The sequence below is a fragment of the Peredibacter starrii genome (genome assembly GCF_034259205.1).
Lineage (GTDB): Bacteria > Bdellovibrionota > Bacteriovoracia > Bacteriovoracales > Bacteriovoracaceae > Peredibacter > Peredibacter starrii.
Genome location: NZ_CP139487.1, coordinates 2,539,815 through 2,552,943 on the forward strand (window position 1 = coordinate 2,539,815; position 13,129 = coordinate 2,552,943).

The following is a 13,129-nucleotide window of genomic DNA, read 5'->3' on the forward strand; positions in this document are numbered from 1 at the left end:
GCTGTATTAAGCTGTAGGGGATCATTTTGTTCCACGCCTTGATTTTTGTTCTTCTTTGGCGCATGATAAATCAATGCAAGAAAAAGAACTGAGACAACAAAAAGTCCAAAAGCTCAAGAATCTTTGTCTTAAAGCTCACTTTCAGGAACTGGCCCCGAATGTTTACGAATTGAAGGGACCTTATTCGAAGACGCTTACAATTTGTACTCTCATTCACGGAAATGAAATTGGTGGCATCGAGGTCTTCTTTAATCTCCTCCAGGAAATTGAATCAAAAAAGTTAAATATTAAATCGAATCTTCGACTCATTCTTGGGAATGTTGAAGCATTCTATGAAGACAAACGTTTTCTTGAAACAGACATGAACCGATCTTTCGATTTAGCGGAAGTAAAGACTAATGAGGAAAAGAGGGCCAAAGAGCTGGAGTCATTTCTTAACTCGTCGGACGTATTAATTGATATTCATCAAACGATCGGGGCCACAGAAACACCATTTTTTATCTTTGAGTATGAAGATCGGTCTTACAACCTCGCCCGTTATTTAAATCAGTCCATGCCTATTGTGACACATAATAAAAAACGAAACTTCAAAGGCAAAACATCAACGGCGTATATGGTTAGCAAAGGCCTAATGGGTGTGACCATTGAAACCGGTCAGAAAGGAATTATAGATTCTCAAATCGGCCTTGGATTGGAGATTTCACGCAAGGCCATCGAAACTGATTTTACGAAACCAATTGAAGAGTTTCCAGTAAGTAACACATTCACCTTTCATCAGATCATCCAAAATCCGAACGGCAACTTAGAACTCACAAGAAAAATGATTAATTTCGACAAAGTGTTAAAAAATGAAGTTTTGGCCAAAAATGATCACTCTGAAGTAACTTCAGATGTTAACGGTTCAATTCTTTTTCCTAAGTATGGCGACTACGCGAAAAAATCCGTAGAACTTGCTCTCATACTAAGACCTGTTGAATCAAGAGAAGAAATCACCGGTTAATGATCCTGCTTTGGTTTAAAGCAAATAGTTCTTTTTCAAGATTCTCACGATGGTCCGGATGGGCAATTTGAATAAGGAGTCTTGCCCTTTCATGAAGACTTTTCCCATAAAGATTCACAACTCCATACTCAGTCACGACATAATGAACATGGGCCCTCGTTGTTACAACACCTGCACCAGTATTTAACACGGTTTTAATTCTTGAATGTCCATTTTTACTGGTCGAAGTTAAGGCAAGGATGGGCTTCCCACCAGTCGAGAGTGCGGCGGCACGAAGAAAATCAACCTGACCACCCACTCCTGAAATAATTCGAGACCCAACTGAATCTGCACAAACCTGACCTGTGAGATCAATCTCGACTGCCGAATTAATGGCCGTGACCTTTGGATTTCTCATAATGTTGATGGGAAAATTAATATACCCGGACTCGAGATTTAAGACCGTCATATTATCATCCACAAAATCATACATACTTCTTGAACCAATTAGAAAAGCAGAGGTCACTTTTCCTCGGTGAAACTTTTTAAGTGAGTTATCAATAACTCCTTTTTTGACCAATTCAAAGGCACCATCACTCCACATCTCAGTATGTAGGCCCAGATGCTTGTGACCAACTAACTCAGCACAAACCGCATCAGGAATGGCCCCAATTCCAAATTGAAGAGTCGCTCCGTCTTCAACCAGGGAGGCCACATTTTTCCCAATCTGTTTTTCAACTTCAGTTAAAATTTTTGGTTTCGGAGAATAAAGTTCAGTACTATGCTCAATAGCATAGTTAATGTTGTTTATGTGAACCATTCCGTCCCCATGAACTCTTGGCATGCGGGGGTTAATTTGAGCGATCACAATTTTAGCACTCTCAACTGCGGCCTTGGCGGTATCGACACTCACTCCTAAAGACACAAAACCATGCTTATCTGGTGGCGAAACCTGAATAAGAGCAACGTCAACTTTCTTCGCTCCTGATCGGATCAGCTCAGGCATCTCAGACAAAAAACAAGGTAAATAATCAATTCTGTCATAATCCATATAAGGGCGAACGTTGGAACCAACGAACAGATTGGTCACCCGAAACGATTTTTTATACTCAGGTTTTGCATAAGCTGCATCACCTTCAGTATGGAGATGCAATAATTCGACATTAGTTAGTCTTGGGGCCTCTTCAAGAAGTCCATCCAGTAAGAACTGAGGAGTTGCCGCACCGGCGTGGACAAAAACTGTTTGATTAGAATCAATTGCAGATAATACTTCGCGAGTGGTGTTACAGATTTTCATATTAACGTCCTGATAAAATAATTTCGCCTTCTCGAATTTTGTCCATGGCATTCACGATAAGTCTTGCTGATTCCTGAGGAGCATGGAAGCCAGTTGAATTTTCTGCCTCGATAAAATCAATAAGGAACTGAGCTTCACGTTGAACGATCAGGGCCTTTTCAATTCTTGTTTTATCTATTTTTTTTGCTTGGGCGGCCTTTATGTTATCCATAAACTGCATCAAAGCATCCATCGCCTTCTTTCTCATTTCAAGGTGTCTTTCTTGAATTGTATACACCCGTGCCTTCAACTCATCCTCAGGCGCATGGTGACAAGTCTGGCAGGACTTATTTACATTTAACATCGGACTTTGAACGTGGTGATTGGTCAATTTCATGGCACCTACTCTCTCATAGGGCATGTGACAATCTGTACAGGAAACTCCGGCACGGGCATGGCTTCCTTGACTGAAAGTTTCAAACTCAGGATGCTGGGCCTTCAAAACCGGTGCTCCGGTTTCTGCGTGAACCCAGTCTTTGTGTCCATTCTCGCGGTAATAGCTAAGAATTTGATCACCTTTAAGACCTTTGTCCCATGGAAAAGTAAGGGTCTTTTCAGGACCTTTAAAATAATACTCCACATGGCATTGAGCACATACGAAGGTTCTCATCTCCTGTTTAGTCGCTTGTTTGTTCACATCATAGTTATGAACACCAGTTGTTTTCTTAAAGGCCTTAATACCTTCCATAAATGCAGGTCTTGTCACCCTTAATTCCATGTTCTGAGGATTATGGCAGTCAATGCAGCTCACTGGGTGCTTAACCTTGGCCCTGGCCTCAACATAAGGGATTTTATTCAATTCATGGAAACCTTTATAAAGATCTCCATTACCTAATTTCATCATGGGAACAAACGTCGAAGCATGGCAATTGATACAAGCGCCCGGTTGTTTGGAGAATTCTTGTCTCTTGGTAAATTCCTGGTCCACTAGCATGTATGCGTGGCCCCTTTCTTCACGAAAATCATGTGAGAAAGCATAACCGGCCCACATTCTTTTGAGCTGTTCATCATCTAGTCTTGATTGAGAAACAATACTTCGAGGATCGGCCTTTGACGGAATCTGAGGAATCGCCTCTGATCCACCATGCTTTGTTCTCTTCTGATCTACAGTTCTTTTATAGGAATCATACTGATGAGGAAAATTTTTGCCCCAAACTTCAGGATCATCTTCCATGTCTGAAATTTCGACGACCTTGAAATAAGGATTTTTTGCTTCGTTCTTCTTTTCAAGAATATTTACGAGTAAAAAACTCACGACCCCACCAATCACCGCAGTCAGCAGGATAAGGCCAAGAAGTTTTCCTTTAGTCATCATAGAGTCTCCACTTAATGTGTATGTCCAACTTCCCTGTGACAACGGACACAGGAAGCTCCTCCCTCAATTGCCTCAGTATGAAGTGTCGAATTCATTAAACCTGAGTGGCACTTGAAACAGGATTTCATTGTTATATCAAAATTATGTTTCCGAATTCTAATGGGATCTTTGAATTGTCCTGTGGTGAATTTTAAAGAATGCATGAAACCATTTTCAGCTTTATTAAAATACTTCAAATAAATATTTTCAGGAGTGTGACAAGAATTGCATGTGGCGACGTGATGATGACTGGACTTGCTCCAACTTTCATACTGATCACGCATAATGTGACAATTAACACAGGCCCTAGGGTCATCAGAGAGATAGGAGTAGCCCTTACCATAAAAAAAGGTAAAAGATCCGATCCCAGTCACAAGACCGAGGAGGCAGGCTAATATGGCAGATAAACGTAAAGCAAATGACATCCTTGGTAGTATTTTAAAGAAAATATCCATTTAAGACATGACGAGAATCAGCAAATCACAGATCATTAATGACATGAAAAAACAAACCCCAGAGATAACATTTTTTCGCAACCTCAAACACTCTGAAGAATTATCAGTTTCAGATGAAGCAAACTCTTACTTGCTAGACGAAAAAGATGGAGAAATTAACAAGATCATTTTCGCCGAAACAATAAGAAACGCAAATGACACGATCTTTCATATCTATGATCAATTGAAAATGCTTCATGCAAATGCCTATGCAAACATGAAGGAATCAATACTCATTTCTAAAGAACAGTTAGGATGCGGTTATGAACAAGAGCACATGCTTGTCTTTGAAAACTCCGCTCTTGGAAATCATGAAATACTCTCGGTAGAAATTGCGCTTGTCATTTTATTCAATAAGCTCGAATTAATCTTCAAAGAACTTACAGTACTAGGCTACATTGAAAATAGCTCCTCTACCAAATTCCAGAGAGGCGATCTTTTATCGAATGGCAATCTTGGTAGATATCTTACAGCAATGTTTGAAAAGGGATATATCGCAGAGGCTGATTTAGCGTTGCCTCATTTGATTAAGGCAAGAACAATAAGAAATCAATTTGCCCATGGGGATCATGTCAATAAAGATGATCTGGGGAACCTAAACATAGTTGATGTTTTTAGAGAGATTCAAAGATTTTTTAACAATATAAAATGGTGAAAGTTCATTCACCAAAAGTCGCCTCTAGAACATCTCTCGCTCTCCAATGAGGCAGATCCGCCTTAATCATATCCAGCAATGCATCCAACTCAACCTCAGACTTCTGGGCCATTGCCCTCCATTCCGGAGATTGTGCCAAACGTCCTCTCAAGGCCGTAGAGAAGAGATCTATCCACGAGGGTGCAGTATAAGTGAAGTTAAGTGAGAGCGCGTTTCCATCGGCCTCAGTCTCATGCCAAACACCTCGAGGAACAAACAGGACTGAGCCCGGTTTAAGTTCAAAACTCATGGTTTCATGAGGCATTTTAGTCGGCATTGGAGCTTCGAGGTAGCTCGCGAGTTCCGGATCAGGTTCAAGACCCATTGTATGTCTGGTCAAAGGATTCTCAACCGTTTCATTCGGGGCCAGTATCCATTTCTTCGTTCCATGAACTTGAATGACGAAGTTAATGTTCTGATCAAAGTGCGGGGCCGTGCCCTTACCATCTGGAGTGGCATACATCAAACAACGTCCAATGGTCATCATAGGAAGACCAAGATTTTGGCGAATCTCTTCCAACCAATCGGTTAGAACCGGAGAAATCAGATGGGCCTCATTAAAGAGAAGTCCCATACCGTTATCAAAAAGCTTTCGGGCATCTTTGTTAGTTGTATCGATAGAACTTGCTTCATCCCGCACATCCGGAAGATGGGCCTGAATCGGCATGGGCCAGGAATTCAGAAGATCATCAAGTGAATTAAGAAATGGAAGACTAGTCAGTGGTTTCAGATTTTCAAAGTTATTGTGAACAACAAAGGGTCTATTTTCTTTGAACGCCTTTTGAAATTCCGCCGATGAATTAATAAGTGCCGCCAAACCAGTTTTCATAATGACCTAATTTTTCGGAGGAAGACTAAAACATACCTTACCAAGCTCGCCTGCTCTGAAATCCAAAAGGATCAGTTTAAACACACGGTCCAGATCAGGAAGACCCTTCTGCTTCAAACAGCCACGAACGGTAGCAATTTTTGTCAAAGTCTCATCCAAACTCATATCGAATGATTCAAGCTTATAACGTTCTTTAAAGGCCTCAGACTTGTTTTTAAGAAGGAACCTAACTAAGTAGCAGGCCGGATCTTCTTCGCCGATAATCTCATCAGGGATAGCGTTAATGGCACTTAACCAGAAACGGTGCTCTTCCACTGCAAGCTCAGGGGGCATAACACCTGGAGTATCGAGAAGCTGAAGATGTTCATCCACATCCACCCAAAGTTGGTGACGGGTTTGACCAGGCTTATCGGCTTTTTTTGTCGCATTACGATTGGCGACTGAATTAATGAAAGTCGATTTCCCCGTATTGGGAAGACCGATGATCATGAAACCGTATTTTGATTTTTGTTCAACTTCATTATTACAAGCTCGGCGCTTGTCTTCGATGATCTTACGAGCATAGCTTAGAACTTGCTTGAGTGAATTTTTATCCAAACAGTTTACGAAAAGATACGGCTCACCTTTTTCTTTGAACCAGGCGTCCCACTTCGCTACAGCGGCTGGATCGGCAAGATTCGTTTTATTTAAAAGAATCAAGCGCGCCTTACTACCAATGCTTTCCCATAAAGTCGGGTTACCAGAAACGATAGGCACACGAGCATCACGAATTTCAATCACCAGATCAACTGCATTGATCTTGGCCTTGATTTCACGCATGGCCTTAAGCATGTGGCCCGGAAACCAGTTGAACGCGGCATTCGGTTCAGCGTCGATCTTGAACTTAACCGGCTCTGCTTTAGGCTTAGGAGTTGGCTTAGGAGCGGGCTTACCCGGCTTATTGAATTTCTTATTTGGATTCATAAGCATTTGTAGCATTTAAGGGGCCTATTTCCTATGAAGAAATTACCCGAAAAGGTCCCGGAATCCGGTTTCATGGTACTTTTTCCCTATGAAATCCCTGGTTTTTTGCCTCCTTTTACTCTCACAATTGGCCTGGGCCCACGATTACCCGGACACCTATCGCTATCAGGTTCTGGTAACCGATAAAACCACATCAACCGTTACTCAAAGTAGCTTTTTGAGTATCCCGAATATCGTTCATGCCATTCACATCAAAAACCTTCGAAAAATTAAGGCCTCCGTTGTCGTTACAACAGACTGGGTGAAGCCTTATTTCACTGCTTGGGCCAACCGAGAAAATGAAAACAAATACACTTTGAATTTCTGGGGAGGCCTGGCTCGAATCCCTGGTATGAATGATGAAGCATTTGCGATTACTGCCTGTCATGAATTGGGTCACGTTATAGGCGGAACTCCACGAATTAAAATCAAAGAGTTTCTTTGGTCATCGGCCGAAGGTCAAAGCGATTATTTCGCGACTTCGGTTTGTATGAAAAATTATTTTAAATTTGTGAATCAAACCAAGAAGCTAACCATTCCAAAAAAGCTCTCTGAGACGGCCTTCACACTCTGTAGAACAACCTACTCGAATGAATTAGAATTTCTTATTTGCCTGAATACGAACAAAGGTATTGAGGGCTTTGCGGCCATGCTCGAGCACCTGTCTCAGTATAAAGAACAGCTATCAATCGAAACTCCAAGCAAGAAACAAGTCAAAGTCACAACCTTTGATAGCTATCCTGATACCCAATGCCGAATTGATACTCTTTTTCAAGGAAGTCTAGGACAACCTCGTCCGGCCTGTTGGTTCGCTAAATGAAGAAGCTAGCAGTTCTTCTTTTAGGACTTGCTTTCAATGCCCAAGCAAATTGGAGCTTGGAAATCATTTCTCACGCGAACTCATTGTATCAACCAGTCTCATGGGCAACTTTTGGGAAGCCGATTAAATTTGAAATCTCGGAAGATCAAAGTGCATCGGCAAGTGCCGATCATCTGTTCCAGGAACTGAAAGTCGTAGTGAATTCCGGACTTCTTTCATCTCCACGTCTGACACCAGATGGTCTTCGTATGATCATTTGTCATGAACTGGGACATCTCTTTGGTGGTGCTCCTCGAAAGAACATTCCGATGGAATGGGAAGGACCTGTGGCCCATGATGGAATGAGTTTCTTAAGTAGTGAAGGTCAGGCCGATTACTATGCAGGACTTTATTGTTTTAAGGAAATGATTAAACTTGCTGAAGGCGATAATATCTTCCCGGCCGATACGACTCGCATCGGTCCCAATCTAAGAGCAAAATGTGGTGATGATCAACTATGCTTAAGAGGAGCTCTTGCTGGAGTTGATTTTTTAAATCTCAACTACGACTTCCCCATTTCATGTGAAGTGAAAGACGGTGAAGTTACACCTGTTCTCATTCGGGACTCTTATCCAGGAAGACAATGTCGTCTAGACACAATCGTGAATGCCTCCGCCTGCAATGAACTTCCAAATCTGAGTTTAGATTTTAATGATGCCTCTAAAAATGAATGCGAATCGAATCAGCGGCCGCTGTGTTGGTATAAATAAAAACGGCCACGAATGATGTGGCCGTTTTTTTTGAGTCTGCGTTTTCGAAGTTTCCTTGACCAATGTCCCATCCTCTCAAATGGTACATCGTAGACTCAACTTCATTGTATGAAACACTCATCCCTTCCAACAGCTGATTAATCATAATAATTTCATAAGGATACCTCATCTATTCAATATTTTAAGAAAGAGTGTCGAGATAGTCTAAGATGACTAATTCTCTAATCCACGGCGGGATTTCTGAAGTTCTAGAACGACCAAATCCCATCGTCACATTCGCGAAAGTCTGGGCCGAAGGCCGATACTGGGAACCAAAATTTGGTGACCGACATGCCTTATTACTTCTTCGAAGAAAGATGCCTGATAAAGTTTCTTTTATTCGTGCTTATCGAGGCTTTAGAGCGAGTGGCGCCAAGGAAGAAAAAGAATTAGGTGAAGGCCGCGCTTTTCTTCGTTGGCTTCAACGTCATGAGATCTCGGTGGAATGGAAACAGAGAGACTTTGAACCACATCCCTTCTTTAGTCATCCGAATGCCCCTAAACATGATCCAAAAGATGAGATGGCCGAAGGTCTGAGTTTTGCCATTAGGCCTGTTGAAGTTTCTGGAAGGAAAGTGAAACTCTATGTGGGTGATGATGACATGCTGAACCTTCTCAGCATGCCCTATGGTAACGATAAAGACTTCTTGGAATTAGTGATGAGATATGTGGCCCAACGTTTCGAGTGGGAAGGATGGAGAGCGCCAGCTCCTCCGTTTCTTGATTGGGTCAAGTCACAAGGAATGAGACCGGTGTTTGTGCCGGGGCAATTAGGGTTTCAACCAACATTTTAGACATAAAAAAAGGTCATGAGCGACATGACCTTTTTCCGGTACATATTCGGAATCGGGTCTAACCCTTTTCTTCCTATGAGTCCGGCATGAACAAATTTTAAAACGCCACACTCTGCGATGGAAGAGCGTATCATCCAAATTTCGTCTTAAGATTGACTGAATTTCATCTCTCAAATTTGCAGAATGCAGAAGGCCTCCGCTAAAAAAGTGCATCGCGAAAGCTGCGGAGGCCCCTTCTATGATTAGACTCTGTATACTTCTGCTTCTGGTGAGTTGTGGTAAACCGATCACAGAATCGGGAGACGCAAAAAAATCCGAGAATGCCCTTAAAGAAGGCGTTATTGAGGGTCTCTATCTGGATCAAGGCATGTTCATGAATTTTGATTATCTGCCTCTGACAGGTGAAATCAAAGATCAGAAAAAACATTGGTCAGGTGATTCCTGGCGTTTAAAGTTTGGTTCAGTCAATTATCGTTGGAACTCTCCCACCCACGAGACAAGAAATTATCCCTCGCCTCACCCTAGAGATTTGAAACGGTATTCAATCGATGATTTGAAGCAACTATCTGCCACTGAGAAATATGACTTGTGGCTTGGTCGCTATGATTACTTCTTGAAAAATCTGGTGGAAAATTATCTGCCTGAGAAACCGCTTGATTGGGAGGGCCTCTGTCACGGGTGGGCCGGCGCCAGTATCAACCACAATGAACCACAACCTAAAATGATGATGAACCCGGATGGAATTCTTATTCCATTCGGCTCTGCTGATATTAAAGCTCTTCTCACTTATTATTACTCATTGGAGACAGTTCCTGATAGTTTTCAGCTCGGAAAACGCTGCGAAAGCTACCGACCTGTTGATGATGAAAATTGCGATAATGATGTGACTCCTGGAGAATTTCACACGGTACTGGCCAACAAGTTGGGTCTTCGGGGTGAGAGCTTCATTATGGATATTGATCGCTATCTGGAAGTGTGGAACCATCCGATTATTTCTTATAACACTCACATTATGAAAGACATCAGAGTGAAAGGTTCCAATCGAAGAGTCATTCTAAGAACGGCCCTCTACTATGTAGATGTGGCCCTGAAAAGTTCCTGGAATCCAACAATCGGAACACTCTCCCATTTGATTTCAAAACAACAGCTCGACTATGAGTTAGAACTCACGTCAGGTGGAAATATTGTTGGTGGAAGATGGATATCAAGAGATCGTCCGGACTTTATGTGGACGATTAAAAAGGTCGAAAATTTTACGGGATATTTGTCGGGACTTAATGAGCTAATAAAATAGGGCCACTCGAAAGCGGCCCTACAGGCTTGGACTCAAAACTTATTCAACTTCCAGTGTGCACGATTCAGAGGCATCTGAGCTTGTGTTACCAGAATTGTCGTCTGCCGCTTGCGACACATTTAAGTGAAGCGCCAACAAACTGCCCACTGTCAGAAGCAAAAAATTTTTCCAAAGTGATGATGATTTACGTTCCATCCTAGAACCTCCAAGTTCTGTTTGATTCATAGATGGGTCCATATTGAATCGCAGGTAATCTTCAGACAACCATAATGAATCCGAGTTCTAAATTTTTTGTGAAGGTTTCAAAGATCTTGGTGATTTAGAAAAATCGACTGAGTAATTAAGCTATCTTCCACAGTCAAAATCACATGAAATGGAGAATAGTGGAAAGAAATTGATAAAAAAAATGGTCATCTTAGATGACCATTTTTTCCAGTCTGCCCTCAGAAAAGTATTACCTTTTCTTTTGCATAGATTTAAGGCGCTGCCCTTAAATCCCCGGTGAAATCATTATAACAAAAACCACTCCCTGATTGGGAGTGGTCTTATTCTAAATGTTTTTAAAGTTAGCGGCGGTCAAGCACTTGAAAAGTGAAATCGTGATCGTTCTCAGTGTTTTTCGAAAAAGATTGCTCAGAAATTTTCTTCCAGTTCTTTAGTGATAGCTGAGGAAAAAACACATCTCCTTTCACTTCACCTTTTACTTCTGTGAGATAAATTCGATCAACTAACGAGAGAGCATATTTGTAAATTTTTTCTCCACCAATAATGAAGAGTTCTGTTTCACCATTTCTCTCTGCTTGTTTGATGGCACGGAAAATTGAAGTAAACCAGAACACGCTGTCTTGATTGGCCTTCGGTTCAGAAGAAACCACCAGGCTCATTCTGCCTGGAAGTGCTTTACCGATTGATTCGAAGGTCTTTCTTCCCATCAACATGTGGTGACCCATCGTGAGCTTCTTAAAGTTCTGGAGATCGTCCTTTAAATGCCAAGGAAGCTTGTTATTCAAACCAATCGCATTGTTCTCAGCTTTCGCTACGATAAGTGAAATTCTCATTTTACACCGCCACCGGAGCTTTAATGTGTGGATGAGATTCGTAACCAACAAGTTCGAAGTCTTCAAACTTAAAGCCGAAAATATCTTTCACATCAGGATTAATCTTAATCTGAGGAAGCGCAAACGGAGTGCGCGACAACTGAAGCTCAGTTTGCTCTAAGTGGTTTGTATAAAGGTGAGCATCTCCGAATGTATGAACGAAGTCACCAACACCAAGACCACAAACCTGCGCCACCATGTGAGTGAGAAGCGCATAGCTCGCGATATTGAACGGAACACCTAGGAAGATGTCCGCTGAACGCTGATACAACTGACAAGAAAGTTTGTTATTCGCTACGTAGAACTGAAACATCGTGTGACAAGGAGGCAGGGCCATCTTATCAACGTCAGCTACGTTCCAGGCATTCACAATCAAGCGACGTGAGTCTGGATTCTTCTTAATCATGTCGATAAGATTTTTAATCTGATCAATCGTGCGACCATCATGAGCTTTCCAGCTTCTCCATTGAACACCGTAAACAGGTCCAAGGTTACCGTTCTCGTCGGCCCACTCATTCCAGATTGAAACGCCATTGTCTTTTAGATATTTGATGTTTGAATCACCCTGCAAGAACCATAGTAGCTCGTGGATGATAGATTTCATGTGACACTTCTTAGTCGTAACGAGAGGAAAACCTTCGTTAAGATTAAAGCGCATTTGATGTCCGAAAACAGATAGGGTTCCTGTGCCGGTGCGATCTTCTTTTTTCACACCTTCACTCAGCACTCTTTGCATGAGTTCGTGGTATTGTTTCATCTGCCCCTCCGTGTGTGTTTGTGTATAAAAAGAATACCAAACATACTAGGGATTGATCAACAACACCCGAACGACAATGTTTTGACAGTTACTTTGAGTTTTTCTTCTTAGCGTAGTCCATCATGATTTTCTCACAACGGTCCATCGTCTCCTGATTCATTTCAAACGTCTTCATGCCTTTGATTTCATTTTCAATCAGCTCGAAAAGTTCAAAATCGATGAACGGAGTAACTTTTCCGCTCTGGTATTCGCGCTCTTTTTCGCCATAAAGGCCCAAGAACGTCTCATCTCTAAACCATAGTTCTTTATTGGCCTTCTGAAGAGCATCTAGTGTCTCAGCGGCCGGTTTTCGTTGAATGAACTCGAAGAACATCGCACTTGAACGAATTCCTGGGTAATACCACTCACCAGAGAACACCTGGATGAGATCTTCGTCCTCGTCTTTTAGAATAGGAGTAATAAAATTCACACCACGCTCAGTGGCAAATTTGTGGAAAGCTAATAGATCGTTCGTTCTAAGGGCCATATGCTGATAAAGAGCAGCCGCATTGTGAGAATCAAGCATCTCACGCACGTGAGACGGCTGGTTCATTGGTTCAGAAGGCTGAACGATGGCTACAATCGTTTTATTCTTAGCTTTATCGTCTTTATTGGCTTCTCCAAGCTTGGCCGCGAAAGTTAGAGACTTCTCGCCTTCACCTGGGATCCATTCTTTTCTTTTGTCGTAAAGGATATCTTCCGGACGTACGCCGAAAATCACATTAAAAATCACATAGGCCACGTGATAAAGACGAGGCTGAAGAAGAAGTGTCATGTGATCGATTTGAAAATTCTGAAATGAGTGCTTCATAGTACTACCTTTTAATAACAATAAATTGGCATTAGCTTAGA

At 41.9% G+C, this 13,129-nt stretch carries 16 protein-coding genes; 6 read left to right on the top strand and 10 right to left on the bottom strand.

Going from position 1 to position 13,129, the window contains the following annotated elements; translation table 11 throughout:
- Positions 1–73: 73 nt before the first annotated feature.
- The gene (locus SOO65_RS12890) at positions 74–1,000 is read left to right on the top strand and encodes a succinylglutamate desuccinylase/aspartoacylase domain-containing protein (RefSeq protein ID WP_321390557.1); all 927 of its coding nucleotides are present in this window, start codon (positions 74–76) and stop codon (positions 998–1,000) included.
- Here SOO65_RS12890 and SOO65_RS12895 read toward each other — a convergent pair.
- Genes SOO65_RS12895 through nrfH form a run of 3 tightly spaced genes read right to left on the bottom strand, consistent with a single transcriptional unit; the run spans position 990 to position 4,124 of the window.
- Positions 990–2,276, bottom strand: coding sequence for an acetyl-CoA hydrolase/transferase family protein (locus SOO65_RS12895; protein WP_321390561.1), 1,287 nt, complete (start codon positions 2,274–2,276; stop codon positions 990–992). The genes SOO65_RS12890 and SOO65_RS12895 overlap by 11 nt on opposite strands.
- 1 nt (position 2,277) lies before the next feature.
- On the bottom strand, positions 2,278–3,630 hold the full coding sequence (locus SOO65_RS12900) for an ammonia-forming cytochrome c nitrite reductase subunit c552 (RefSeq protein WP_321390564.1): 1,353 nt from the start codon (positions 3,628–3,630) through the stop codon (positions 2,278–2,280).
- A gap of 11 nt (positions 3,631–3,641) precedes the next feature.
- Positions 3,642–4,124, bottom strand: a complete 483-nt coding sequence (gene nrfH / locus SOO65_RS20825; protein WP_407676964.1) for a cytochrome c nitrite reductase small subunit — start codon at positions 4,122–4,124, stop codon at positions 3,642–3,644.
- A 43-nt stretch (positions 4,125–4,167) separates the two neighbouring features.
- Between nrfH and SOO65_RS12905 the strand changes: the two genes are divergently transcribed.
- Positions 4,168–4,818, top strand: coding sequence for a hypothetical protein (locus SOO65_RS12905; RefSeq protein WP_321390568.1), 651 nt, complete (start codon positions 4,168–4,170; stop codon positions 4,816–4,818).
- A gap of 4 nt (positions 4,819–4,822) precedes the next feature.
- On the opposite strand, the gene SOO65_RS12910 is transcribed toward SOO65_RS12905, so the two are convergent.
- Positions 4,823–5,686 (bottom strand): JmjC domain-containing protein, encoded by an 864-nt coding sequence (locus SOO65_RS12910; RefSeq protein ID WP_321390573.1) that lies wholly within the window; start codon positions 5,684–5,686, stop codon positions 4,823–4,825.
- 6 nt (positions 5,687–5,692) lie between these two features.
- Positions 5,693–6,664, bottom strand: a complete 972-nt coding sequence (ylqF, locus tag SOO65_RS12915; RefSeq protein ID WP_321390576.1) for a ribosome biogenesis GTPase YlqF — start codon at positions 6,662–6,664, stop codon at positions 5,693–5,695.
- 73 nt (positions 6,665–6,737) lie between these two features.
- Between ylqF and SOO65_RS12920 the strand changes: the two genes are divergently transcribed.
- Positions 6,738–7,508, top strand: coding sequence for a zinc metalloprotease (locus SOO65_RS12920; protein WP_321390578.1), 771 nt, complete (start codon positions 6,738–6,740; stop codon positions 7,506–7,508).
- Positions 7,505–8,257: a M48 family metalloprotease gene (locus tag SOO65_RS12925; protein ID WP_321390580.1), complete on the top strand. Its 753-nt coding sequence runs from the start codon at positions 7,505–7,507 to the stop codon at positions 8,255–8,257. Before SOO65_RS12920 ends, SOO65_RS12925 begins: the two co-directional genes overlap by 4 nt.
- Here the strand turns inward: SOO65_RS12925 and SOO65_RS12930 are convergent.
- Positions 8,208–8,402, bottom strand: coding sequence for a hypothetical protein (locus SOO65_RS12930; RefSeq protein WP_321390583.1), 195 nt, complete (start codon positions 8,400–8,402; stop codon positions 8,208–8,210). The two genes, SOO65_RS12925 and SOO65_RS12930, sit on opposite strands and share 50 nt — an antisense overlap.
- Positions 8,403–8,466: 64 nt before the next feature.
- Between SOO65_RS12930 and SOO65_RS12935 the strand changes: the two genes are divergently transcribed.
- Positions 8,467–9,090 (top strand): hypothetical protein, encoded by a 624-nt coding sequence (locus SOO65_RS12935; protein WP_321390585.1) that lies wholly within the window; start codon positions 8,467–8,469, stop codon positions 9,088–9,090.
- Between the two features lie 238 nt (positions 9,091–9,328).
- Complete coding sequence (locus SOO65_RS12940; RefSeq protein WP_321390588.1) at positions 9,329–10,384, top strand: hypothetical protein; 1,056 nt, start codon at positions 9,329–9,331, stop codon at positions 10,382–10,384.
- 39 nt (positions 10,385–10,423) lie between these two features.
- Here the strand turns inward: SOO65_RS12940 and SOO65_RS12945 are convergent, their stop codons facing one another.
- From SOO65_RS12945 to SOO65_RS12960, 4 genes are all read right to left on the bottom strand, one after another.
- Positions 10,424–10,579, bottom strand: coding sequence for a hypothetical protein (locus SOO65_RS12945; protein ID WP_321390591.1), 156 nt, complete (start codon positions 10,577–10,579; stop codon positions 10,424–10,426).
- 371 nt (positions 10,580–10,950) lie between these two features.
- Positions 10,951–11,442, bottom strand: coding sequence for a dihydrofolate reductase (locus tag SOO65_RS12950; RefSeq protein WP_321390595.1), 492 nt, complete (start codon positions 11,440–11,442; stop codon positions 10,951–10,953).
- 1 nt (position 11,443) lies between these two features.
- Positions 11,444–12,238, bottom strand: a complete 795-nt coding sequence (locus tag SOO65_RS12955) for a thymidylate synthase (protein WP_321390597.1) — start codon at positions 12,236–12,238, stop codon at positions 11,444–11,446.
- 88 nt (positions 12,239–12,326) lie between these two features.
- Complete coding sequence (locus SOO65_RS12960; RefSeq protein ID WP_321390600.1) at positions 12,327–13,088, bottom strand: hypothetical protein; 762 nt, start codon at positions 13,086–13,088, stop codon at positions 12,327–12,329.
- Positions 13,089–13,129: the final 41 nt, after the last annotated feature.

Bases quoted from the DNA above. Each gene is read 5' to 3' on its own strand.
- SOO65_RS12890 (WP_321390557.1), top strand. From the start codon at position 74: ATGCAAGAAAAAGAACTGAGACAACAAAAAGTCCAAAAGCTCAAGAAT.
- SOO65_RS12895 (WP_321390561.1), bottom strand. From the start codon at position 2,276: ATGAAAATCTGTAACACCACTCGCGAAGTATTATCTGCAATTGATTCT.
- SOO65_RS12900 (WP_321390564.1), bottom strand. From the start codon at position 3,630: ATGATGACTAAAGGAAAACTTCTTGGCCTTATCCTGCTGACTGCGGTG.
- nrfH (WP_407676964.1), bottom strand. From the start codon at position 4,124: ATGGATATTTTCTTTAAAATACTACCAAGGATGTCATTTGCTTTACGT.
- SOO65_RS12905 (WP_321390568.1), top strand. From the start codon at position 4,168: ATGAAAAAACAAACCCCAGAGATAACATTTTTTCGCAACCTCAAACAC.
- SOO65_RS12910 (WP_321390573.1), bottom strand. From the start codon at position 5,686: ATGAAAACTGGTTTGGCGGCACTTATTAATTCATCGGCGGAATTTCAA.
- ylqF (WP_321390576.1), bottom strand. From the start codon at position 6,664: ATGCTACAAATGCTTATGAATCCAAATAAGAAATTCAATAAGCCGGGT.
- SOO65_RS12920 (WP_321390578.1), top strand. From the start codon at position 6,738: ATGAAATCCCTGGTTTTTTGCCTCCTTTTACTCTCACAATTGGCCTGG.
- SOO65_RS12925 (WP_321390580.1), top strand. From the start codon at position 7,505: ATGAAGAAGCTAGCAGTTCTTCTTTTAGGACTTGCTTTCAATGCCCAA.
- SOO65_RS12930 (WP_321390583.1), bottom strand. From the start codon at position 8,402: ATGATTAATCAGCTGTTGGAAGGGATGAGTGTTTCATACAATGAAGTT.
- SOO65_RS12935 (WP_321390585.1), top strand. From the start codon at position 8,467: ATGACTAATTCTCTAATCCACGGCGGGATTTCTGAAGTTCTAGAACGA.
- SOO65_RS12940 (WP_321390588.1), top strand. From the start codon at position 9,329: ATGATTAGACTCTGTATACTTCTGCTTCTGGTGAGTTGTGGTAAACCG.
- SOO65_RS12945 (WP_321390591.1), bottom strand. From the start codon at position 10,579: ATGGAACGTAAATCATCATCACTTTGGAAAAATTTTTTGCTTCTGACA.
- SOO65_RS12950 (WP_321390595.1), bottom strand. From the start codon at position 11,442: ATGAGAATTTCACTTATCGTAGCGAAAGCTGAGAACAATGCGATTGGT.
- SOO65_RS12955 (WP_321390597.1), bottom strand. From the start codon at position 12,238: ATGAAACAATACCACGAACTCATGCAAAGAGTGCTGAGTGAAGGTGTG.
- SOO65_RS12960 (WP_321390600.1), bottom strand. From the start codon at position 13,088: ATGAAGCACTCATTTCAGAATTTTCAAATCGATCACATGACACTTCTT.